Consider the following 25,089-nt stretch of genomic DNA (forward strand, 5'->3'; position numbering starts at 1 on the left):
ATATAAATATAATTAAAAAAAGAACTCAATATGAGTTCTTTTTTATAAGTTAATTATATATTAAAATTCTATATTTCTGTATACTACTTTTCCGTCTTTTATTGTCATCTTTGGAATTATTAGTTTATTTCCCTCTAAGCTGCCGCCGTATTTATCATTGAATGTTACATCTTTTTCTTTGATTTCCATAATACATATATCCGCGATTGTACCTTCTTTTAGCGTATCTATTTCTCCGCTTAGGTTCATTCTTTCTGCCGGATTTTTTATACATATTTTTGCTAATTCTTCTATACTCATACCGAGGTTTAAGTATATTGACATTGTATACGGAAGAGAAAATATAGGTCTTTCATAAACGTTGTATGTTACCAAATCCGTACCTATCAAATCCGGTTTTAAACCTTGCTTGAATGCCTTATTGATCATATCAAAGGAAAAGCTTCCTCTTCCGCTTGCTACATCGAATAAAACTCCTCTTTCCTTAGCTTTTATAGCTTCGTCTATTATTTTATCTTCGTCATCTAATATAGTAGGTTTTGTTTGCTGATACATATGAACCCAAATATCATTTTTTCTCAGCATATTAGCGGCTTCTTTTAATTCATCTAAATCTTTTATATGTACAGAAACCGGAATATTTAGCTCTTCTGCCAATTCTATTGTTTTTTCAAGAGGTTTTAACCCCATATCTTTGATAGATTCTCTGCAAAGTCTGATTTTAAGACCTAAGATAGTATCTTTATATTTTTCGGTATAGAATTTTATCATTTCTTTATTGAAAAATTTGGGGTCTATGTTTTCAAAGTAATCTTCGGTAATGAGTCCGGAATTGGACACGTTTAAATAGCATTTTATGTTCATCATCGAATTCATAACAACGCTTTTATAGAATAAATTGAAATTTGACCAACCCGAAGACCCTTGGTCTATAGCGGATGTCACTCCGCTTGGAAGCATTATTACGTCCGCATTTAAATTAGTATCTCCGCCTCCGTTATAAATATGAGTATGGTTTTCGATGAGTCCGGGCATTACGTAATGCCCGTCTGCATCTATCTTTTGTTTATACTCTATTTTTTCATTATCTTTCGGAGGTGATACTATTTTATCATTAATAATATAAATATTTCCTATTTGATGTTTATTATATAGCGGATCGATTAACGTTCCGTTTTCAATGATAATATCATATAGCATTTATCTTTCCCGACTTTCCTTTTGTCTTTTATGAGTAGCTCTTGCTTTTAAAAGCTGATTTTGAATATCTTTTTCAGTCTTTTCCCCTGCTCTGTCTAATAAAATAGGAGTTGCGTCAATAGTCTTTTTATCTAAAACGACTTTATTATCCAAAGTAACTGCAAAATCATAATCAAAATTAATGTTTTCCGCTTCCATACTATCGACAGCTATGACGTTGCTTTCTATAAAGAAATCTTCTCCTAAATTATAAATTCTTTCTTTAATGTTTTCAACATCATCTTTATTTCCATTTGATACCAGTAAAACTTCAATCATAATTTAACCTCTTAGCCTGCTAAGCCAAAAATTGATAGTATTGGTTTTATTAATAATAAGAATGCATGTTCAGGATTACCGCCTGCTATTAATGATGCACCTGTAGGTAAATCTACTCCTGCCCATGTTGCAAGTCCCGTAACTAGCGGACATATTGCATTGATAACATATATATGCAGTGCATAGAAAATGAGCATTGTAACAATGGTCCTAAATAAATTTCCTTTAGAGTATGCAGCCGCAGGAACGCAGAAATATGTAAGTCCTGTTAGTGAAACTATAGGTAAAAATCCATTTCCCGGAAGTAATACCGCTAAAAGTATTGCGAAAGGTATCATTATCGTAGATGCTGCTATAACTGTAGGATCTCCTATACCTAAAGCACAGTCCATACCAATTAGTAAAGATCTTCCTTTAAGTTTTTTCTTGGTAAATTCAGAAGCGGCTCTTGAAATAGGAGCTAAACCTTCCATAAGAAGAGAAACCATTCTAGGAAGAAGTACCATAGCTGCCGCAATACCTACACCGGTATTAAGGATTTTATCAAGCGGAAGTCCGCCAAGTAAACTTAATATTATACCTATGAAGAACCCTAAGAACATAGGGTCGCTTATACCCTTTAATTTGTTGATCTTAGCCGGATTTATATCAAAATCTTTAAGTCCGGGTATAAGGTCGATTACTTTATTTACAATGAATGAACAAATTGCGCTCGTCATTGTAGCAAGTGTGGTACAGCTGGTGCCTTCAAGTCCGAAATATTCCTGCCAGGTTTTTGAATCCCAGTCGGCAAGAAGAAGAGTTATAATAGAGAATATAGCTGAAACTATGAGGCCTACAGCTATACTTCCCGAAATCAAATAGGCAATGCCTCCTGCTAAGATAAAGTGGAACATGTTCCAAATATCAATGTTTAATGTTTTTGTTAATTTTAATACAATCATTATTACGTTTATTAAAATAGCTAACGGAATAACGAGTGCTGCGATAGGGGTTGCCCATGCTGCTGCTCCTACTGTCGGAAATCCAACGTCGATTATATTAAAATTAATACCAACTTTTTCTGCAAGTGCGGTTGCCGCAGGTGATACTGCGTTACCGAGCAGTGATATAATCAAGTTGATACCCTGAAATCCGATACCAACGAGTAATCCCGATCTGAATGCTTTCAATGGTTTCATTCTGAATGCCAATCCCAATAATATTAGAAATAGCGGCATGATTACCATTGCTCCGAGTGAATCTGTAATATATTTTACAATAGTTAATAATGTATCCATAATATCCTCCTTATTAAAACTTATAAATTACAATATTTTTCCCTTTTTAATACGTATATTTTTTCCCTTTTATACAACTATTTTTTTATTTCTTTTACTGCTTCAACGAATTTATCGATAAATATATCTTCTCCTATTCCCGTAAGAAGAGATGTTCCCGATAATATTTTTACTTTTACATCATCATTGGAATACCTGCTGGTCACGACGACCAAATCAGCATCCGCCAGCATTCCCTCAAGTCCGCTCATTGATGTTTTCTTGAGATTGATATCTAGATTATAGTCTTCGGCGATATCTATAAGACGCTGTTCTACGACTGTCGATGTTGCTATCCCGCTTCCGCATGCGACTACCACATTTACTGTCACAGTATAAACCTCCTTTCAATTTTTTATAAAATATATATAATGTATATATTTAACTGAATTATTTGGCAATCAGGATCCTTACTCCCTTTTCTTCAAATCGTCTCTTTAAGTCCGCTTCCATTTTATCTGTTATTATTATGTCTATTTTATCTACATCGCAGAGTTTCGCGAAAGATTTTTTCCCTATTTTAGAGCTGTCACATAGAACGATTACTTTATTTGCATTTTTTATCATTTGTTTTTTTACTGCTACCGAGTCCAAAAAGTTATAAGATAAACCTTCATTTAAATTTAAGCTGTCTACGGATAAAAAACATATATCGGCTAGTGTATGTTTGAATAGATCTTCCGCCATAGGTCCAAAAATGGCATATCCCGGAGTTTTTATATATCCTCCGCATATTACAACGCTCATACTCGGATATGTAGCAAGCTTATTTGCTATCCTTACATCATTTGTAACTACTACGATTTCTTTATCATTCAAGTATGAAGCTATTTCATTCGTTGTAGAACCGTTATCTATTATTACTATTTGCTTATCTTGTATCAGCTTCGCGGCAAGAGCTCCGATTTTTCTTTTTTCGTTTATTGCCGTCATGTTCTTTTTATAATAGGGTGTTTCGTTTAAAAATATATTTTCTGAAGGTATTGCTCCTCCATGATTTTTCTTAATCTTTCCTTTTTCTTCTAATTCAATCAAATCTTTTCGTACAGTTACTTTAGAAACATTAAACTTCTCTGAAAGTTCATTTACCGTTGCCTCTTTCTTTTCGTATATGTATTCTAATATTGCGTATTGTCTTTTATTCTTATACATAACTATTCAATCCTTTGTTTCTTTTCTCTTTACCTTAATTATAGCAAAAAGAAAAGAAAAGTAAATTAAATATGTTTGTTTTTGTTGTTTATTGCGTATTTATGTTGCGTTTTATTTCCTTTGTTGTGAAAATCATATAATATTACTTTCCGTTAGAAAGAGATATTATATATGTCTCTATTTCTGTTTAAGTAATTTTGATATTAATTATTTAGTGCAGCGAATTAATGTAAATTAAGCAATCATGGCATAACTGATAGTAAAATATTAATTTTAAATAATATTAAAGCTATAACACACTTTATATTTCTTTTAATTGTTATTTTCTTACTTTTAAGTCAATAAGAAATATTTTAAAGATTCTGAAAATATTGTTAAAAGATAAACATGTGATATTATAATTTATTTTATATGAGAAGGTTTTTGAAATTTTATTATATTAAAAAATAAGTACAAGAATATTTATTTTGTGTTTTGAAGCAAGATATTAAAATGGATATATCTGTAATTATTAATATGATATTCTAATTAGTTTAAAATCGAACAATAATTTAATATATGTATTTTTAGATTTATTAAGATTTGTTTTAGGAGACTACACTATATTAAAATATTTAATATGTGAATTAGCATTCGGAAATAAAAAAATTAGTGGTAGAGGAATATTACCCGGGAAAAGTACAATACTCCGTGATATATTATCGATATACAAAGAATAAAAATAATTTTATATTTTATAAGTAAAATGGTTATAAACTATATGTTTGGTAATTTATTAAATTTTAATAATGAGATAAAGAAATTAAATGTTTTTGTAACAAGTGATTTAAATAGAGTAAAAAAAGGTAAGTAGGTAAAAAGGAGGAGTATTCCTCTTTTTTATTTGTTTTTATAATATTAGGTTGATAAGTAAAGCAGAAAAGTTATATAATCTACAATAAATACATAATAAGGAGCATAATAATGGATAAAAATAAAGATATACTTTTAATAAATGACTTGCCGGGGGTAGGTAAAGTTGCGTTATCGGCTATGATGCCTATAGTGTCTTCAATGGGGTTTAGAGTTCATAATCTGCCTACCGCAATAGTTTCAAATACTCTTGATTACGGACTATTTGAAATACTTGATATGAGTGAGTATATGAAAAAGACTATAGGTATTTGGAACGAACTTGGATTTAAATTTGATGCTATCTGTACCGGCTTCATAAATTCCGACGAACAGGTTGGACTTATCGAAAAGATAATTGAAGATAATAAAGAGAATGATCCCCTTGTTATGGTCGATCCGATTATGGGGGACGATGGTAATTTATATATGGGATTAAGTAAGAATGTGGTTAAGAATATGAGAGAAATGTGTGCCCTTGCAGATATCGTTACTCCTAATTTTACCGAAGCTTCTTTTATACTTTATGATGAAATGAAAAAGGATGAACTTGATAGTGATGAAATAAAAGAATACATTGATGAATTCAGAAAACTGGGTTCAAAATCAGTAGTGATAACAAGTGTTAAAAGTAAAGATAGTAGTAATTATTCAATAGAAGGTTATTCACATTTTGAGGATGAATATTTTTCTGTGCCTTATGATTATATAAACGTAAGGTTCCCGGGTACCGGAGATGTTTTTTCAGGTGTCATGGTAGGAAAAGTCTTGGAAGGCAAAACTCTTAAAGAAGCTTGCAAAATAGCTTCGGATTTTGTCAGGAAAGCTATGGAGAGAGATGAAAAGATAGTTGTTGACAAGAGAAAAGGAATGAATATAGAAGATAATCTTCAGTTTTTAAAATAGGAGAATGAAATGAGAAGAAAAGACAGAGAAATGAATAAAGATTTTGCCTTTAGTGTTCTGGATAAGGCTCCTTTTGTTACTTTATCCATGGTAAACGAAGATAAGCCTTATTCCGTACCCGTTTCAATAGCAAGAGATAATAATATTTTATATTTTCATTGTGCTTTGGAAGGAAGCAAGGTAGATATTTTAAATAAGAATAATAATGTGACATTGACAGCAGTAAGTAAATGTAAGCCAAGACCTATCGATTTTACTTTAGAATATGAAAGTGCCGTAGTAAATGGAAAAGCATTTAGTGTAATTGATGAAAAAGAGAAGATTTATGCTCTTAAATTGATATGTGAGAAATATGCATTATCTAATATTGATAATTTCGAAAATGCAATTAACAGAAGCTTACATAGAACTAATATCATAAAGATAGAAATTGATGATATATATGGAAAGAGAAAAAAATATGGCTCTGATGGAAAAGAGCTGAAATACTGTAAAGAAAAATAAAGGACTAACATATGTTAGCCCTTTATTTTATAGTGTTCCGAAAATCCTGTCTCCCGCATCTCCGAGTCCGGGTACTATATATCCATTTTCGTTCAAATGATCGTCTAATGTACCCATATAAATATCTATATCGGGGTGTGCTTCCTTAAGTTTGTTTACCCCTTCAGGAGCAGCTATTACACATATGAATGTTATGTTTTTTATTCCTTTTTCTTTTATTTTATCTATTGCGTCAACTGCTGAGCCTCCGGTAGCCAGCATAGGATCCACCACAAATGTCTGCATGGTTTCGTAATTCCCCGGCATTTTAAAATAATATTCTCTGGGTTTTAATGTTTCTTCATTTCTTTCCAGCCCTATATGTCCTACCCTTGCATTCGGTAAAAGTTCCAGCATTCCTTCCAGCATTCCAAGCCCTGCTCTTAAAATCGGAACTATGGTTATATCTTCATTAATAAGTTTTTCGCATTGTGCCGTGCATAATGGTGTTTCAACCTCAATATTTTGTGTCTTTAAATTTCTTGTTGCTTCATAGCCAATCAATACGGAAAGCTGTTTTATGGAATCTCTGAATGTTTTTGTATCGGTTTGTTTGTTTCTTATTTTACTTAAATAGTCCTTTATTATAGGATGTTCTGCAATTACTATTTTTGACATATTATTACCTCATCGTTATTCTGTTATTTATTTTATAATAAAGTAAAGTATAAATCAATTACAGTATCATAATTATTTAGAAATATTACATAATTTGACTAAATGTGTACTATGTTATATAATTAAAAGTATTAATAAATAAATTTTTATAAAATTATAATTCAATATTCATACTAATTTAAGTTTCATTTAATAATAAAGTAGGATAATTATAATATATATGTAGAAAAATAAAATTTTATGGAAAGGGAGTATTTAAATGATTAAATTTGAAGATGTCTCCAAGTCGTACAAGAAAAAATCTGTACTCAAGGACGTCTCATTTGAAATCGAAGATGGTGAATTTGTTTGTTTATTAGGTCTTAGCGGCTGCGGAAAAACCACTATCCTAAAGATGATAAATAAACTCATAACCCCCACAAAGGGTAAAATAAGCATTAACGATGAGGATATAAGTAAAATCAATGATATCGAACTGAGAAGAAAAATCGGCTATGTAATACAGCAGACCGGATTATTTCCTCATATGACGGTTAGAGAAAATATAGAGCTTATACCAAAACTTCAGAAGAAAGATAAAGAAAAAATAAAAGAGAAGACTTATGAACTTTTGGATATGATAGGTCTTGAAGCAGATGAATATCTCGATTTATATCCTACACAGATGAGCGGCGGTCAGCAGCAGAGAATAGGAGTTGCAAGAGCTTTTGCAAACGATCCTGATATCATACTTATGGATGAACCATTCAGTGCACTTGACCCCATTACGAGAAACAACCTACAGGATGAGCTTTTGGAAATCCAGTCAAGGGTCAAGAAAACTATTGTATTTGTAACTCATGATATTTCCGAAGCAATAAAACTAGCGGATAGGATATGTCTTATTAATGAAGGAAGGATCCAGCAGTATGCTTCCCCCGAAGATATCTTGAAACATCCGGCAAATGACTTTGTTCAGAATTTTATAGGCAAGAAAAGGATATGGGAATCTCCCGAACTTATAAGAGCAGAAGATATTATGCTTGATAATCCCGTTACATGCTATGATAATCTGAAATGTTTTAAAGCCGGTGCAATAATGGGAGATAAAAAAATTGACAGCATTATAGTTATAAACAAGAAAAGAAAATTTTTGGGTCTTTTGGATGCCAGACGTGCATTAAAGGAACGTAACAAAGACTTGACTGTGGGAGAAGTATTAAATAGACACAAAGAAAAATATCATACCAACTTTATATATGTTTCTCCGGAAGATTCCATAATAGATGTGCTTAATAAGACGGATGAGACAAATATATATACTATTCCTGTGGTTGACAAGGATAATAAATTAGTGGGACTTATTACTAAGAGTATCTTATTTACAGCACTTAAACAAAAATATGATGAAAGCGAGGATGAAGAATAATGAGTGGATTTATAGATTATTTTTCGGCTAACGCTTCTACCATATTAGATTTGTTCATAAAACATATCGAGCTTACATTTATTGCAATTATAGCTTCGATAATAATAGGTGTTCCTTTAGGTATTTTGATTTCCTACGTAAAACCTGCCAAAAAACCTATAATGGCTCTTACTAATATAATCCAGGCTATTCCTTCAATGGCACTGCTCGGATTTTTGATACCATTTGTAGGTATAGGAACAAAGCCTGCGATTATAATGGTTATATTGTATTCGCTTCTTCCAATAGTAAAGAATACTTATGCGGGTCTATCGAATGTAAATCCTGATACACTTGAAGCTGCCAAAGGAATAGGGCTTACCAAACTCCAAATACTTTATAAAGTCCAGCTTCCACTTGCTCTTCCGGTAATCCTTGCCGGAGTAAGGATAAGTGCTGTCAGTGCTGTAGGGCTTATGACTCTTGCCGCATTTATAGGTGCCAGCGGTCTTGGTTATTTGGTTTATGCGGGGATTAGGACAGTTAATAACAATCAAATATTATCCGGAGCCATACCGGCCTGTTTCTTAGCGTTATTTATTGATTATATTTTTGGTATATTTGAAAATAAATTGATACCTAAAAATATGAAACTTTCAAATCCTACAAGTAAATTCAAAAGGAATTTTGATAATGTAATTATAATACTTACTTGTATAGCATTAATCTTTGGAAGTGTATATAATTTTAAACAAAGTTCCGGCGGGAAAACTATTAATTTAGGTTCCATGGACTTTACCGAACAGGAAGTTCTTTCATACATGACAAAAGAGCTTATAGAAGAAAATACAGATATCAATGTTAAACAATCATTATCATTAGGTGCCAGCGGTATCGTACTCGATGCAATGAAATCCGGTGATATAGATATGTATATCGATTATACCGGGACTTTATACGGAAGTGTATTGGCGCATGAAAATATAAATGACATGAAGAAAGTTCTTGATACATGTAAAAAAGAAATGAAATCGAAGTATAATTTAAATGTTTATGATAGTTTAAACTTTAATAATACTTATACATTAGCGGTAAGAAAAGATACAGCTAAGAAATATAATTTGAAGAAATTCAGCGATCTTGAAAGAGTTGCAGATAAACTTACTTTATCGCCGACTTTGACATTTATGGAAAGGAAGGACTGTTATAAATCACTTCAAAAGACTTATGGAATGAACTTTAAGGAAGTTGTACCTATAGACGGTTCTCCTAGATATACAGCTCTTAAAAATAAGAACTGTGATGTAATTGACGCTTATTCTACTGACGGACTTTTGAAGAAGTATGACCTTGTTGTCCTTGAAGATGATAAGGGAGCCTTCCCTAGATATGAAGCCGTTCCCGTAGTTAGTGACGAAGTCAATGAAGAATGCCCTGAAGTAAAAGGGTTAATGGAAAAATTGTCAAAATATCTAAATGAAGATGTAATGATAGACCTTAATTATCAAGTTGATGTAGAGGGTAAAAAAGCTAAAGATGTTGCTCATGATTTCTTATTATCAAAGGGACTTATAAAATAGGTTATAGAAAATTAAATAAAAAATCTCATAGAAATTTCTATGAGATTTTTTTATTATAAGAATTTATATAAGTTTAGTCCGGTTTCCTCGTCGTACTCTCTTTCTACTTTTCCTTCTATATTAAGGAGTGTAATTTCACTGGTAGCGGAGATAAAGCATTCATTTAAGTGACCTCCGAAAATTTGCATATCTTTATTGCAAAGATTTATATGTACATGCAGATATACTTCATCATCAAAAGTGGATATATTACCCACCAGAGAAGTTATTTCCATTGGCTCTTCCATAGTCGTTTGATGATATAATTTATTTTCTGTATCGTATAGACCTATCGTTGCTTTATTTGCTGCGCCAAGCCCCACGAAGCTTCCCAGCTTGATATTTTCTTTCCTGCATAAATCCGTTATGCTTGATATTACTTCATCTCCTTTATTGAGTCTGATTATATATTTCTCTTTAAATTTTCTAAATTCCATTTTTATCTCTCCCCTCAAGGAATTATTTAATGTTAATATAATTATACTTCTTCTAAAATAAAAGAACAAGCAAGTAAATAATTCTTAATGTATATTTAATGAAATATAAATAAAACTCTAACAATTAATTTAATTCATTATTATGTTTTCTTTGACTGAATATAAAAAAGAGTATATAATTGAATTAATAAATATTCATTTAGGGGGTACGTTATGAGTTACATATTAGGTTTTTTTGATATCCTGTCAAACCTTGGAGCAAGTGTTATGATGCCTATAATTATTTTTGTCATCGCTCTTTGCCTTGGTACGGGATTTGGGAAAGCACTTAAGGCAGGTCTTACAATGGGAGTTGCGTTTATAGGTATCAATCTTGTAATCAATTTGCTTGGAAATACTATCGGTCCGGCTGCACAGCAAATGGTAGAAAATCTTAATTTAAATTTAAATATCCTTGATGTAGGCTGGCCTACCGCAGCACAGATCGCATTTTCAACAAAAGTAGGAGCAATAATCATTCCTGTTTGTCTTCTTGTAAATGTCGTCATGTTGATATTTAATCTTACACAAACCGCGGATATCGATATTTGGAATTTCTGGCAGTTGGCATTCACCGGTTCTCTTGTTGCTATAGTTACTTCTTCTGTAACATTAGGACTACTTGCCGCTGTTTGTGAATTCGTAATAGCTTTGGTGCTTGCGGACTTAACGGCGGATAAAATTGCTAAAGTTACAAAAATGGACGGGATAAGTTTTCCTCATACTATGACTGTAGTTTTGGCTTCTATTTCATTCGTAGTAGATAAGATAATCGATAAAATACCTGGACTTAACAAAATAGATATAAATGCTAAAAAAATGGAAGAAAAACTCGGAGTCTTAGGCGATCCGCTTATTATAGGATTTGTTATAGGTCTAGTTATAGGTATACTTGCATATGGTATAAAAGCTTATGATAAGTACCTTTTAATTGCTATTACTTTAGGAGCTACACTCGTTCTTATTCCCGCAATGGCAAAATACTTCGGAGAATCTCTTACTCCTATTTCCGAAAGAGCTCAGGTAATTGTAAATAAGAAGTTTAAAAACAGAGGTAAAATATATATAGGAATGGACGCTGCCGTTGCTCTCGGTAATTCAACGACTATAGCTACCGCACTAATCCTTACACCTATCATAATACTTCTTGCTTTGATAGTTCCTCACAATCAGTTCCTTCCTTTTGCGGACCTCGGTTCTGCACCGTACATAATGGCTTTGATTGTACCTATGTGTAACGAAAATGCATTCAGAAGTTTACTAATAGCTATATCTATGATGGCTATAGGTGTGCTTTTATCTACTGCCATCGCTCCTGTGTTTACTCAGGCTGCACTAAGTGCTTCTTATCAGCTTCCCGAAGGTTTTAGTTTAGTAAGCTGTATTTCAAACGCATCGACGCCTTTAAATTATATACTGGTTAAAGTGTCAGAAATATTTAGATCTTACGGTGCTGCCATATTCTTTGCGGTAACAAGTTTAGTATGTGCAGTAGCAAATGGTATCAGGATAAGAAAACAAGTTAAACAATCAAAAGAAATAAGCGAAAATTAAACAAAATCAAAAAATTAAAGTAAAATACCAAGATTATCCCGTCTTGGTATTTTTTATTTGTGGAAATATTTATAAATTTGTGAAAAAAATTTTATTTTTATGAAATTGTTTGTTATAATAGTGAGGCATATGTTAAACAAAGGAGATCGAAAATGAAGGAACAAGAAAATTTTAAACCTTTTGTCCCTGCCGAAAAAACATTGCCAGAGTTTACAGCAACATCTATTATATTAGGTATCATCATTGCTGTATTGTTCGGTGGGGCTAATGCCTACTTGGGACTTAGAGTAGGTATGACAGTATCCGCTTCCATTCCGGCGGCGGTTATCTCAATGGGGATTATCAGAGTAATCCTTAAAAGAGATTCAGTGCTTGAAAATAATATGGTACAGACCATTGGTTCTGCGGGAGAGTCCGTAGCAGCCGGTGCTATCTTTACCCTTCCTGCACTTTTCTTATGGGCAAATGAATGGAAAACAGCATTCCCTTCTTTACTTGAAATCGCAATTATTGCCGCAATAGGCGGATGTCTTGGTGTACTTTTTATGGTACCGCTAAGAAAAGCATTGATTGTTAAAGAACATGGGACTCTTCCTTATCCCGAAGGACAAGCTTGTGCGGAAGTACTTCTTGCGGGAGAGGAAGGCGGAGCAAAAGCCGGTCTTGTTTTTAAAGGACTTGGTATAGCCGCTGTTTATAAATTTATAGCAGACGGACTTAAACTGTTCCCAAGTGAAGTCCATTATGAAATCCCGGCATATCCCGGAGCCGGAGCCGGTGCGGATGTACTTCCCGCTTTGCTTGGTGTGGGTTATATCTGCGGAACTAAGATTTCATCTTACTTATTTGCAGGCGGTGTTCTCGGATGGTTCGTATTAATGCCGATGATCGTACTTTTCGGAAGTAACATAGTACTATTCCCTTCTACTACTCAAACTATAGGTCAGATATATGCTGAAATGGGTTCAATGGGGATTTGGTCAAACTATATCAAATATATAGGTGCCGGGGCAGTTGCCGCAGGCGGATTTATAAGTTTGATAAAATCTTTACCTCTTATAGTTACTACATTTAAAGATGCTATAAAAGATTTTGGTAAAACATCAAGTGATAATGATACTGCAAGAACTGACAGAGATTTACCTATGTCTGTAATCCTTGTTGGTATTTTGGCGTTTGCTTTGATATTGTGGTTGATACCAATAGTCCCTGTTAATTTATTCTCTGCATTAATGATAGTAGTGTTCGGATTTTTCTTCGCAACAGTATCATCGCGTATGGTCGGACTTATAGGAAGCAGTAACAATCCTGTATCGGGTATGACAATAGCGACAGTATTGATTGCCAGTATCTTATTAAAACTTACCGGTCAAACAGGCAGAGAAGGTATGGTAGCAGCCATTGCAATCGGTGCTGTTATATGTATCATAGCTGCTATAGCCGGTGATACATCTCAGGATTTAAAGACAGGTTATATTGTAGGAGCTACACCTAAACGTCAGCAAATCGGTGAACTTATCGGTGTTGTTGCGTCTGCTGTTGCAATCGGAGCAATCCTTTACTTATTGAATGCTGCTTGGGGATATGGTTCAACTCAGCTTCCTGCTGCACAAGCCACTCTTATGAAAATGATCGTAGAAGGCGTTATGGGAGGAAATCTTCCATGGAACCTGATATTTGTCGGAGTATTTATAGGTATTGTAGTTGAAATACTTGGCATCCCCGTTCTTCCGTTTGCAGTAGGGCTATACTTACCTATACATTTAAGTGTACCTATGATGATCGGCGGAGCCATTCGTTGGATTATTGAAAAGAAAAAGGACATGGACGAAGCTAAAAAGAAAGCTGTTGTTGAAGACGGAGTATTATTCTCATCCGGTTTGATTGCAGGCGAAGGTCTGATAGGTATTCTTCTTGCGGTATTTGCCATAATCCCAATGAAAGGCGGAAGTTCCAATCTCGGTGAAATATTAGGAAACTTCGGTTCTCAAACGTTCTTAAATTCTAATTTAGGAGGTATAGTATTCTTCCTTATCTTGATTGCTATATTCTTTAAATTAACATTATTTAAGAAGGCTAAGAGTAATGAAGAATAAAAATAGCGAAAATTATTTGGACTATATTCCGATTTGTGCTCCCGACCATGAATTTACGGTTCGTAAAGACGGTATCGTTGTAATTCATCAGGAGCATAAAGGATTTTACAGTAAAATCGCACAAAAGATTTATAAACGTCCGAAGGTAAGTAATATCGATTTGGATGAATTCGGAAGCTTTGTATGGAAACAAATGGACGGACAAAGAACTATTTATGAAATAAGTTTACTTGTTAAAGAAAAGTTTGGAGAAGATGCTGAACCGTTGATCCCAAGGCTTACGGAATTTTTTAGGATATTATTTAAAAATCAATTTATCGGATACGTTAAGGAAAAGAAATAATAAATTATTTTTTGATTTAGAGAACACATTTATATGTGTTCTTTTTTTATTAATAGTGTTATTATATAAAATTAAAAGGAGCAGAAAAATGGAACAAAAGGAATATTGGAATAATATTGCAGATACAAAAGAATTTACTACACCTTTTAATTTAAGTGAATTTAGTAACTTTGTAAAGAAGGATATGAAAATTCTTGATGTTGGGTGCGGTTACGGAAGAACTTTAAATGAGTTATATGACTTTGGATATAAAAATCTTTATGGGATAGATTTTTCAGAAAACATGATCAAGAGAGCAAGGTTGAATAATCCAAGTATAGACTTCAAAGTAAATGACGGAAACTTGCCTTATAAAGATGACACTTTCGATGTTGTGATTTTATTTGCTGTTCTTACATGTATCAGTGATAATGGTACTCAAAAGGATTTAATAAATGAAATCTATAGAGTGTTAAAACCTGGTGGCATTGTTTATGTCAACGATTTTCTTCTAAATAATGATGAAAGAAATATCAATAGATATAATAAATATAAAGATAAGTATGGTATTTACGGAGTCTTTGAACTTGAAGAGGGTGCTATATTAAGACATCATGACTATGGTTATATAAAAGAGTTACTAAATCTTTTTAATAAATTAAAATTTAAAAGGGAGACCTTTAAAACCATGAACGGACATACATCAAATGGTTTTTATTTCTTTGGTGAAAAATAAGATATATATTATATTTATTTCCAATTATATCATTATATGTAAAGTATTATGTTGTATTTTACATTATAAAGTTTATTTTAAATATGTTATAATATAAAAATAATAAAATTATCAATATAATTATTAAATGAATAGTAAAATAGATAGTAATTTAACCAATAAAAATAATATTATTTATATTATACATTACACCAATAGACGGAGATAAATATGAAAGATATTGTTTTGATCATAGACTGCGGGACGCAAAGTATAAGAGCTATGCTTATAAACAAAGACGGAGAAATACTAAATAAGAAGAAAAAAGAATATTTATATATTACAAAAGACAAAGGAAGTATAGTTGAATTCGATGCAAATGACTTTTTTGAAGATATTATTAATTTACTAATAGAACTTAGAAACGATAATGTAAATTTATATGATAAAATTAAAGGCGTTACGGTAACGACACAAAGAGATACCTTTGTTCTTGTAGACAGAAACGGAGAACCTGTGCGAAATGCAATATCTTGGCTAGACAGAAGAAAAGCCAAAGAATATAAAAAATTAAACCCGCTATATAATTTATTATTTAGTATAGTGGGGATGAAAAAAATGGTTAAAAACTTTATGGAAGATGCAAGATACAACTGGGTAAAAGAAAATGAACCTAAAATATGGAGTAAAACTTATAAATATCTTCTCCTTCCGCAATACATAAATTATAAATTAATAGGAAAATACATAGAAAGTGACTCCGGAACTGTAGGACACATACCCTTTGATTATAAAAAAAGAGTATACGATAAAAAGTTTGGAGTAAAAAGACAAATATTTAACATAGAGCAGTCTAAACTTGCAAGAACAGCTCCTACTACCAAAATAATGGGATATATTACCCAGGAAATAAGTGAAAGAACACATTTAAAAAAGGGGACACCACTAATTGCAAGCGGAAGCGATAAAGCCTGCGAGACAGCAGGAGTAGGATGTATAAAAGAGGGTATAGGTAGTATTTCACTGGGCAGCCAGGTAACCATGCAAGTTACAACCAATAGATACTATGAACTGACTAGATTTGTTCCCCCATTCGATAGTGTAATACCCGATATGTACAATCCGGAAATAATCCTCTACAGAGGATTTTGGCTGGTGACTTGGTTTATTAAAGAATTTGGATACAAAGAAGAATTATTTGCTACAGAACATGAAAAAAGCATATTTTCCATAATGGACGAAAAATTAAATGAAGTACCTATAGGATGTGACGGACTGGTCCTTCAGCCTTACTGGGGACAGGATATACTTCGCCCCGGAGCCAAAGGAAGTATACTTGGTTTTAATGATAAACATACCAGATTTCATATTTACAGAGCTATAATAGAGGGAATAGGATATTCTCTAAAAGAAGGAATAGAAAGGATAGAACAAGTATCCAAAGTAAAAATAGAAAAAATAGCTCTTTCCGGGGGAGGCTCAAAAAGTGAAGTCATATGCCAAATATTAAGCGATATTTTGAATAAAGAGGTTTATTTGATACAAACCTATGAAGCAACTGGGATAGGTGCCGCAATGGCTTGTTTCATAGGACTCGATATATATAAAGATTTTAATGAAGCAAGTGAAAAGATGGTAAGAGTCAAAAAGACTTTTATGCCTATATCGGAAAATGTAGAAAAGTATGATGACATATACCGTAATGTATATACTAAGATTTATAAAAATGTAAAAAAAATATACAGAAAATTAAATAAAATAAATATATAAAGGAGAAATAATAATGCCACTAAAAAGTACTATAGATAACTACAAAGGTTATCTCGGGATTTCACCAAAGGCAAGCGACTTTGAAGAATACTGGAAAGAATCTGTTGAGGATATGAATAAAACTGATTTTACTTATACCCTCGAAAAAAAAGAGTTCCCAATGAAAAACATCGAAGTATTTGATTTATATTTCAAAGGTATGAACAATGAAAGAGTACACTGCGAATTAGTCAAACCAAAAGATATAAAGGATAAAATTCCTGCGATAATGTCTTTTCATGGATATACATCAAATGCCGACAGCATATATTCAAAGGTACCTTATGCATATAATGATATGGCCTTTTTAGCTTTTGAAGTACCGGGACAAGGGGGTAAAAGCGAAGACAATTACACAGCAGACGGACCGACGCTTTACGGACAAATAATAAGAGGTGTCGATGATAAGGATAAGAAAAAATTATTTTTCAGAAATATATATTTAAATGCACTTAAAGCTTCGATAATACTAAGCAATATGGATTTTATAGATGAAAATAGAATAGGCACAACAGGAAAGAGTCAAGGCGGAGCATTAAGTCTTGTAGTGGCAGCTTTAAATAAAAAGATAAAATCAAGCGCAGTTATTTATCCCTTCCTTTCCGATTTCAAAAAAATATTTGAAATGAATATGTGCGAAGATGTATATGTGGAATTTAAAAACTGGTTTAGAAAATATGATACGATGCATGAAAAAGAAGATGAATTTTTTGAAAGGTTATCTTACATAGATGTACAAAACTTTGCAGATAAAGTTAACTGTAATGTTTTATTTATAACAGCACTTTTGGATACAACCTGTCCTCCTATCACTCAATTTGCCATTTACAATAAACTAAAATGCAGCAAAGATTTAAAAGTTTACTGTGAGTATACACATGAAAGACTGCCTTATTCCGATGATATAATATATGAATTTTTTAAAAACGAACTTTAAACATTGTCAAAATTTATAAAAATTAATATATTATTATTAGATAGATAAACGGAGGTAAGAATGGAATACATATATAAAACAAAAGGTACTTGTTCGAGTAAAATAAAATTCAATATAGAAAACGATGTAATAACAGACGTAGAATTTACAGGGGGCTGCAACGGAAATCTTCAGGCTATAGCAAAGCTGATAGACGGGCTTACCGTAGATGAAATCGAAAAAAAACTAAATGGGATAATATGCGGGAATAAATCTACTTCTTGTGCGGATCAACTGGCAAAAGCGGTAAGATGTGCATATGAAAAGCTAAATAAATAAAAAGACAGATATAATCTGTCTTTTTTATTTTAATTGTTATTTAAAATCAAGTCATAGTCTTTTGAGATTGTCATTATATGGTCGCTTATGCGTTCAATATCATTTACGATCTGAGAAAAAAATAACGTGATCTCAAAAGAAATACTTTTTTCTTTCATCCTTATTATCTGTGTCTTTTTTATCTCTTCCAAAAATTCTTTTATCTTATTATATTTATATTCGGTTTTCTCAAAATCATTTAAAGAAAAAGTTATATCGGTAACTAAATCTTTTAATTTTATAATCCTGCTTTTTTCACTTTGATTTAAATCAACTTTATAATCTTTTATCTTAAATGCATAATTTGATATACTTTCTATATCTATAAGCAAATGATAATATACACTCATAATAAAACTATTCTCGCTATTCTGCTCAATCCCAAGTGCTTCGGTTATATATTTTGACAGCTCTCTGCTTAAAGTATTTACCTTGTTGTTTCTATCTGATAAATCTTTATTTGTTTTACTATTATATGATATTATCTGAGATAACCCGTCATCGATATTTTCAAATGACAGCTTACTTATATAGCTTATTTCCTGTTCTATTTGCTCAACTAGTATTGCAGATGTACCTATTTGATATCCGCTGGCAGGAAGAGGAGATAAATAATCCTCTTCTTTTTCTTCTTTCTTTGAAGGTAAAATTTTCTGAGCAAAGGTTGCAAGATATCCTCCGAAAGGAAGTAAAAGTAAAGTAGTAACGATATTAAATAGTGTATGCATATTTGCTATCTGTGATGCGGCATTGTTAGGAGTAAGAGAGCCCACAAAATCAGCCAGAGGTGTAAACATACAAATAACAGTAAATATCAAAGTACCTATTATGTTGAATGATAAATGGATCACAGTCGTCTGCTTAGCCTCTCTATTTGTTCCTATAGAAGCTAAAACAGCTGTAATACAAGTACCTATATTTTGTCCAAACAATACATAAACTGCGCCGTCTAATCCTATAAGCCCATTTGCGGCAAGTGCCTGAAGTATACCCACGGAAGCACTGGAAGACTGGATAACAGCAGTAAATACCGCTCCGGCAATAATCCCAAACAAAGGATTTGAAAATGTAGTCATTAAACTTATAAATCCTTGTGACTCCCTTAGCGGCATCATGGCAGTACTCATCATTTCCATACCTATAAATAAAACACCCAGTCCCGCTAAGATCTGACCAAAATAATTTACCTTCTGATTTTTAATGAATACGACCATGACTACCCCTAAGAAAGCTAATACAGGAGCAATAGTACCTATATCAAGGGCAATGAGCTGCCCTGTTATGGTAGTACCTATGTTGGCACCCATAATGATCCATACAGCTTGTCTAAGACTCATCATACCGGCATTGACAAACCCTACGACCATAACCGTAGTAGCACTGGACGATTGTATCACCGCAGTAATTAAAGCACCTACAATAACCCCCAAAAATCTATTTGATGTAAGCTTTTCAAGAATACCCTTCATCTTGTCGCCCGCAGCATTTTCAAGACCGCTGCTCATCATCTGCATTCCATATAAGAATAAAGCAAGTCCTCCAAGGAGGCTAATAAAATTTAATGTTGTCATAATCATATCCCTTTATTTCGTAAAATTTCTCCATATAAATCGTATAAGTATTGTAAAATGACAAATTAAAAAAGTATATACAATATTCTTAAGTTTTACGATGACTTTACCAACATTTTACTTTTGTAGGAAAAATAAAAAAACACCCATTGGGTGTTTTATGTATTTATATAATTTTTCTTCTTATCACAGCACATCTCTGTAAGTATCTCATTCATATAATCCATTTCTCCCTCATTTATCAAGACGGTAATAAAATCACCTGCTTTAATCCTGTTATAACCTCTCGGTATAAACTCATGATGTCCTCTCTCGATTGCAACGACCAGACAATTATGAGGCCACTCTATCTCATTCAGTTTTTTATTATCCACTTCGCTGTCAAAAGTAACATTATAAGTTATAAGCATTGTTTCGTCGGAAGGATTTGCAAGTTTAGTTCCCTGTTTTTCCAAAATACCTTCTAGTAAACTGGAATAAATCGGTTCGCTTTTGCACAAATATGCTACTACATATGCAACGACACTTACCAGACTTATGGATATCATATGATCAAGAGAACCCGTCATTTCCGCAATCAGAATTATTCCCGTAATGGGTGCTCTGACGGTGGCAGCGAAAAATCCTGCCATAGAAAGGATTATGAATTTATCCATAAAAATATCGCTTACTCCTAAAGAACTTATACAAATACTTCCAAAACTCGCACCTATAAAAGACCCCAAAACAAGCAGCGGATAAAATATACCTCCGGGAGCCCCCGAACCGAAACAGATAACGGAAAATAAAAATTTCACAATAAGTAAAGACAACAGAGTTGTCAACACAAAGTTGTTTTTAACTAACATTTCAACCATCACGCTTCCGCCAGCAAGCACTTTTGGATATAAAGCGGCAAAGATCCCGGCAATCAAAAAAGGAATGATTAACCTATACTCCGGTTTTATCATTTTTAATCTGGAATAAAGCTTTTGACCTTTAACCATGAATTTATTATATACGGCGCCGGATATGCCAAGAATTATACCAAGTACTATAATAAGTCCGTATAGAGTAAGAGGTATAGGAGTGGAACTGCTGTAATTAAAAACGGTAGACAATCCAAATACACTTTTAGCAAGGAAATCCGCAGTTACAGCAGCAGTCATTACACTTACTATGACACGTCCGTCAAAATTCTTATGTATTTCTTCCAATGTAAACATGACCCCTGCCAAAGGAGCATTGAATGCAGCCGCAAGACCTGCTCCCGCACCGCAGGATATATAAGTCTTTTCTTTAGTTTTCCCCTTTTTTTGAACCTGAGCAAGTTTTTTGCCCGCCATGGCACCGAGCTGTATGGAAGGTCCTTCTCTCCCGAGAGATAACCCTCCTACTATACTAAGCGTCCCGCCTAATATTTTTGCTATTATTACTTTAACGGGATTTTGAGACAAATAGCCTTTCATTTCGCCGCTGACCTGCGGGATACCGCTTCCAGATATCATAGGTTCCCATTTTACCAATTTACCTACTATAACAGAAATCATGGTTAAAAATATTATCCATAAAATAATTTTTAATATATCACCGTGAATATAGTCTACGGCAAAAAATAAAAACTTCTCGGCCTTTGTTAATAGTAATCTATAAATAATTGCGACCAGTCCCGCTACAATACCTATCAAAAAACCTTCAATAATAAATTCTATTTGTGAACGTCCCTTTTTGTTATGCAGTCTTGTCTTAATATTCTTAGCCATTACATCGTTCATTTTCATTCCCCTTTTCTCATTTTAATTATAATATAAAGACTTTTTATTAACAATATAAAACTTAATGTCCAAATTACTTATATAAATAGAATTTTCAGGGATAAATAAAAATAGATACAAATTATATTTTATTAATAATTTATTAATTTGCAATTAAAATTATATAATATCATTGACAAATTATATATATAGTTGTATAATTTCTTTAAAATTAAGGAAAGGTGCAGGCAAAATGGGAAAAAGTGTATATAGTTTAGTATTAATGGATGAAGTGGTAGATAAAATAGATGAGGCGGCTTACCAGATTGGAACAAGCAGATCGGGACTTATAAATCAAATACTCGCGGATTATGTATCATACACCACTCCGGAAAAGCATGTGGAAGGGATATTCTCTTCACTGGAAAATATGTTTAAAGAAATGAATACTTTCCAAGTTTTAGCTAATCCGTCTCCTTATTACATGAATATAACAAGTTCTTTAAGATATAAATACAGACCTACCATAAAATATGGAGTGGAGCTTTACGATAATTCAAAGTATTCCTTCGGAGAGCTTAAGGTGACTTTAAGGACTACTAATCAAACATTGATAAGAGATATGAATACTTTCTTGAATTTCTTTGCAAAACTGGAAGAAAAATATATCAGAGGTATTTTGGAGGAAAACTTATGTTACAAGATAGAAGAGAAAAAATATACAAGGCAGTTTGTAATGCCGAAGGAACAAGGTGTTGACAAGGTTGATTTGGGGGTACTTATCGGAGAATACATTCAAGTTTTTGACAGCGTACTTAAAGTATTCCTAAATAATTTACCATATATAGAAGATGCATGTTCCGACGCAGAGAAAGAGTATATAACTTTAATGCAAAAAGTACATGCAATTATTTAAGAGGAGGATAATATTATGAATGCAAATGACTATACAGAAAAATCGCTTCTCGCAATACAAAATGCACAAAACCTTGCTATGGATAATAATAATTCCGTTATAGAAACAGAACATTTATTATATGCACTGTTAGAAGATAACGGTGGATTGATAGGTGAGATATTATCCAAAATGGGTGTTGACCTAAGCGGGTTAAAAAGAGAAGTAAAAAATAAAATTGATAGTTTCCCTAAAGTATCGGGAGGGAATGAAAATAATTTATATGCCAGCAATAATCTAAACAGAGTAATAAATCTGGCAGAAAAAATAGCTAAAAATATGAAAGACGAATACGTTTCGGTAGAACATTTATTTCTTGCCTTATTTAGTGAAGGCGGAAGTTTTATCAAAGACGTATTTAACAGATATAAAGTAATAAAGGAGATGTTTACAAAACAGCTATCCTTAGTGAGAGGAGGAAGAACAGTGACTAATCAAAATCCTGAAAACACATATAACGTACTTGAAAAATATGGTTCCGACTTGGTAGAACTCGCTAAAAACAATAAACTTGATCCTGTTATAGGCAGAGATGATGAAATAAGAAATGTTATAAGGATACTATCAAGGAAGACCAAAAACAACCCTGTATTGATAGGAGAACCGGGGGTCGGTAAAACGGCTATCGCTGAGGGCTTGGCTCTTAGGATAGTAAGAGGTGACGTTCCCAATAACCTAAAAGACAGAAGCATATTCTCTCTTGATATGGGTGCTTTGGTTGCGGGGGCAAAATTCAGAGGAGAATTCGAAGAAAGAATTAAAGCGGTATTGGATGAAATAAAGAAAAGCGAAGGTAAGATAATATTATTTATCGACGAACTTCATACCATAGTTGGAGCAGGGAAGACAGACGGAGCAATGGACGCCGGTAATCTTTTAAAACCTCTTCTTGCAAGAGGAGAGCTTCACTGTATAGGAGCTACCACTTTAAATGAATACAGACAATACATCGAAAAAGACGCGGCTCTGGAAAGAAGGTTCCAGCCTGTAATGATAGGAGAACCAACAGTAGAAGACACGATAGCAATACTAAGAGGACTGAAAGAAAGATATGAAATATATCACGGAGTAAAAATTACCGACCAAGCGTTGATTTCTGCCGCAACATTATCAAACAGATACATCACAGACAGATTTTTACCCGATAAGGCAATTGACTTGATTGATGAAGCCTGTGCTTTAATAAAAACCGAAATGGACTCTATGCCTACGGAACTCGACGAAGTGAACAGAAAAATCATGCAGTACCAAATCGAAGCTACCGCACTAAAAAAAGAAAAAGATGAATTGTCTAAAAAACGCCTTGAAGAAATAAACAAAGAAATTGCGGAACTTCAAGATAAGTTCAATGAAATGAAAGCTAAGTGGCTCAAAGAAAAAGACAATATAGGAAAAGCACAAAGGCTCAGAGAAGAAATAGACAAAGTAAATATTGAAATTGAACAGGCTCAAAGAGTAAATAATCTTAATAAAGCCGCAGAGCTTAAATATGGAAAGCTCCCTGATTTACAAAAACAACTAAAAGAAGAGGAAGAAAAATCCAAAGAAAAGAATAATACCCTTTTGAGAGATAAAGTATCCGATGAAGAAATAGCTAAAATCGTTTCTAAATGGACACATATACCGGTGTCAAAGCTTGTTGAAGGTGAAAGAGAAAAGCTCCTTCATTTAGAAGATACATTGCATGAAAGGGTAATAGGACAGGATGAAGCGGTAAAACTCGTATCAGACGCAATCATAAGGTCTCGTGCGGGTATCCAAGACCCATCCAAACCTATAGGTTCCTTCTTGTTCTTGGGACCGACAGGGGTAGGTAAAACCGAGCTTGCCAAAACACTTGCGTATACTCTATTTGATAACGAACAAAATATCATACGTATAGATATGAGTGAGTATATGGAAAAATTCAGTGTTTCCAGACTTATCGGTGCGCCTCCGGGATATGTTGGATATGACGAAGGCGGTCAGCTTACCGAAGCGGTAAGAAGAAATCCGTACAGCGTGGTTTTATTCGATGAAATAGAAAAAGCTCATCCTGATGTATTCAATATCCTTCTTCAAATACTTGATGACGGAAGAGTTACGGATTCACAGGGAAGGACTATAGACTTCAAGAATACCATTATAATTTTGACTTCCAACCTCGGAAGCGATTATTTATTGGAAAGCACAGAAAAATATGGCGATATCACAGATGAAACAAAAGATAATATAGATAAACTGCTTAAAGCAAATTTCAGACCTGAATTTTTAAACAGGCTCGATGAAATAGTAATCTATAAACCGCTTAAAAAAGAAGAAATATCTAAGATTGTAGACTTGATGCTTAAAAATCTTGAAAAGAGAATGGAAGATAAATTCTTACATTTAAATATTACAGATAAAGCAAAAGAATTTATTATTGATAACGGATACGACCCAATATTCGGAGCAAGACCTCTTAAGAGATTTATTCAAAGTAAAGTAGAGACCCTTATTGCAAAATCAATTCTATCTAATAACTTTGAAAGCGGAACGACACTTACAGTAGATATTAAAGAAGGAGCTTTAGCCGTTACATTCTAAATAAAAAGGACCGTAACGGTCCTTTTTATTTTACATAATAGTTTAT

At 33.0% G+C, this 25,089-nt stretch carries 22 protein-coding genes; 13 read left to right on the forward strand and 9 right to left on the reverse strand.

Annotation, left to right across the window (positions count from 1 at the left end; translation table 11 throughout):
• Positions 1-60: 60 nt before the first annotated feature.
• From NSA01_RS03820 to NSA01_RS03840, 5 genes are all read right to left on the reverse strand, one after another.
• Positions 61-1,200: an amidohydrolase family protein gene (locus NSA01_RS03820; protein ID WP_257480190.1), complete on the reverse strand. Its 1,140-nt coding sequence runs from the start codon at positions 1,198-1,200 to the stop codon at positions 61-63.
• Entirely contained in the window at positions 1,201-1,518 is a 318-nt protein-coding gene (locus NSA01_RS03825; RefSeq protein ID WP_257480191.1) for a hypothetical protein, read from the reverse strand.
• Between the two features lie 11 nt (positions 1,519-1,529).
• On the reverse strand, positions 1,530-2,798 hold the full coding sequence (locus NSA01_RS03830; protein ID WP_257480192.1) for a PTS galactitol transporter subunit IIC: 1,269 nt from the start codon (positions 2,796-2,798) through the stop codon (positions 1,530-1,532).
• 77 nt (positions 2,799-2,875) lie between these two features.
• Positions 2,876-3,169, reverse strand: coding sequence for a PTS galactitol transporter subunit IIB (locus NSA01_RS03835; RefSeq protein ID WP_257480193.1), 294 nt, complete (start codon positions 3,167-3,169; stop codon positions 2,876-2,878).
• 58 nt (positions 3,170-3,227) lie between these two features.
• Positions 3,228-3,989: a DeoR/GlpR family DNA-binding transcription regulator gene (locus NSA01_RS03840; protein ID WP_257480194.1), complete on the reverse strand. Its 762-nt coding sequence runs from the start codon at positions 3,987-3,989 to the stop codon at positions 3,228-3,230.
• A gap of 963 nt (positions 3,990-4,952) precedes the next feature.
• Here NSA01_RS03840 and NSA01_RS03845 point away from each other — a divergent pair.
• Together NSA01_RS03845 and NSA01_RS03850 are read left to right on the forward strand one after the other, a co-directional pair.
• Positions 4,953-5,786, forward strand: coding sequence for a pyridoxamine kinase (locus tag NSA01_RS03845; RefSeq protein WP_257480195.1), 834 nt, complete (start codon positions 4,953-4,955; stop codon positions 5,784-5,786).
• A 9-nt stretch (positions 5,787-5,795) separates the two neighbouring features.
• On the forward strand, positions 5,796-6,290 hold the full coding sequence (locus NSA01_RS03850; RefSeq protein ID WP_257480196.1) for a pyridoxamine 5'-phosphate oxidase family protein: 495 nt from the start codon (positions 5,796-5,798) through the stop codon (positions 6,288-6,290).
• 27 nt (positions 6,291-6,317) lie between these two features.
• Here NSA01_RS03850 and upp read toward each other — a convergent pair whose 3' ends face one another.
• A complete protein-coding gene (gene upp, locus NSA01_RS03855; RefSeq protein WP_257480197.1) occupies positions 6,318-6,947 on the reverse strand; it encodes a uracil phosphoribosyltransferase in 630 nt (209 codons plus the stop codon).
• 259 nt (positions 6,948-7,206) lie between these two features.
• On the opposite strand from upp, the gene NSA01_RS03860 reads away from it, so the two are divergent.
• Together NSA01_RS03860 and NSA01_RS03865 are read left to right on the forward strand one after the other, a co-directional pair.
• A complete protein-coding gene (locus tag NSA01_RS03860) occupies positions 7,207-8,355 on the forward strand; it encodes an ABC transporter ATP-binding protein (protein WP_257480198.1) in 1,149 nt (382 codons plus the stop codon).
• Positions 8,355-9,914 (forward strand): ABC transporter permease/substrate-binding protein, encoded by a 1,560-nt coding sequence (locus NSA01_RS03865; protein WP_257480199.1) that lies wholly within the window; start codon positions 8,355-8,357, stop codon positions 9,912-9,914. The genes NSA01_RS03860 and NSA01_RS03865 overlap by 1 nt, the downstream gene beginning before the upstream one ends.
• Before the next feature lie 53 nt (positions 9,915-9,967).
• On the opposite strand, the gene NSA01_RS03870 is transcribed toward NSA01_RS03865, so the two are convergent.
• On the reverse strand, positions 9,968-10,390 hold the full coding sequence (locus NSA01_RS03870) for a PPC domain-containing DNA-binding protein (protein ID WP_257480200.1): 423 nt from the start codon (positions 10,388-10,390) through the stop codon (positions 9,968-9,970).
• A gap of 213 nt (positions 10,391-10,603) precedes the next feature.
• On the opposite strand from NSA01_RS03870, the gene NSA01_RS03875 reads away from it, so the two are divergent.
• The 7 genes from NSA01_RS03875 (at position 10,604) to NSA01_RS03905 (ending at position 18,180) form a co-directional block, all read left to right on the forward strand.
• Positions 10,604-11,983 carry a PTS galactitol transporter subunit IIC gene (locus tag NSA01_RS03875; protein WP_257480201.1) on the forward strand — a complete coding sequence of 460 codons (1,380 nt, stop codon included), beginning with the start codon at positions 10,604-10,606 and terminating at the stop codon, positions 11,981-11,983.
• A 152-nt stretch (positions 11,984-12,135) separates the two neighbouring features.
• Positions 12,136-14,079 (forward strand): OPT family oligopeptide transporter, encoded by a 1,944-nt coding sequence (locus NSA01_RS03880; protein ID WP_257480202.1) that lies wholly within the window; start codon positions 12,136-12,138, stop codon positions 14,077-14,079.
• The gene (locus NSA01_RS03885) at positions 14,069-14,422 is read left to right on the forward strand and encodes a PqqD family protein (protein WP_257480203.1); all 354 of its coding nucleotides are present in this window, start codon (positions 14,069-14,071) and stop codon (positions 14,420-14,422) included. The genes NSA01_RS03880 and NSA01_RS03885 overlap by 11 nt, the downstream gene beginning before the upstream one ends.
• A gap of 55 nt (positions 14,423-14,477) precedes the next feature.
• Positions 14,478-15,137: a class I SAM-dependent methyltransferase gene (locus NSA01_RS03890; RefSeq protein ID WP_373887175.1), complete on the forward strand. Its 660-nt coding sequence runs from the start codon at positions 14,478-14,480 to the stop codon at positions 15,135-15,137.
• 210 nt (positions 15,138-15,347) lie between these two features.
• A complete protein-coding gene (locus NSA01_RS03895; protein ID WP_257480204.1) occupies positions 15,348-16,886 on the forward strand; it encodes an FGGY-family carbohydrate kinase in 1,539 nt (512 codons plus the stop codon).
• Positions 16,887-16,899: 13 nt separating this feature from the next.
• The gene (locus tag NSA01_RS03900; protein WP_257480206.1) at positions 16,900-17,862 is read left to right on the forward strand and encodes an acetylxylan esterase; all 963 of its coding nucleotides are present in this window, start codon (positions 16,900-16,902) and stop codon (positions 17,860-17,862) included.
• A gap of 60 nt (positions 17,863-17,922) precedes the next feature.
• Positions 17,923-18,180: a TIGR03905 family TSCPD domain-containing protein gene (locus NSA01_RS03905; RefSeq protein ID WP_257480207.1), complete on the forward strand. Its 258-nt coding sequence runs from the start codon at positions 17,923-17,925 to the stop codon at positions 18,178-18,180.
• A gap of 29 nt (positions 18,181-18,209) precedes the next feature.
• Here NSA01_RS03905 and NSA01_RS03910 read toward each other — a convergent pair whose 3' ends face one another.
• Positions 18,210-19,790, reverse strand: coding sequence for a Na/Pi cotransporter family protein (locus NSA01_RS03910; RefSeq protein ID WP_373887176.1), 1,581 nt, complete (start codon positions 19,788-19,790; stop codon positions 18,210-18,212).
• A 158-nt stretch (positions 19,791-19,948) separates the two neighbouring features.
• Positions 19,949-21,544 (reverse strand): ClC family H(+)/Cl(-) exchange transporter, encoded by a 1,596-nt coding sequence (locus NSA01_RS03915; RefSeq protein ID WP_257480209.1) that lies wholly within the window; start codon positions 21,542-21,544, stop codon positions 19,949-19,951.
• 232 nt (positions 21,545-21,776) lie between these two features.
• On the opposite strand from NSA01_RS03915, the gene NSA01_RS03920 reads away from it, so the two are divergent.
• Entirely contained in the window at positions 21,777-22,439 is a 663-nt protein-coding gene (locus NSA01_RS03920) for a ribbon-helix-helix domain-containing protein (RefSeq protein ID WP_257480210.1), read from the forward strand.
• A gap of 15 nt (positions 22,440-22,454) precedes the next feature.
• Entirely contained in the window at positions 22,455-25,043 is a 2,589-nt protein-coding gene (clpB, locus tag NSA01_RS03925) for an ATP-dependent chaperone ClpB (RefSeq protein ID WP_257480211.1), read from the forward strand.
• Positions 25,044-25,089: the final 46 nt, after the last annotated feature.

Origin of the sequence: Anaerofustis stercorihominis (genome assembly GCF_024623185.1) — a bacterium.
Taxonomy (GTDB): Bacteria; Bacillota; Clostridia; order Eubacteriales; family Anaerofustaceae; genus Anaerofustis.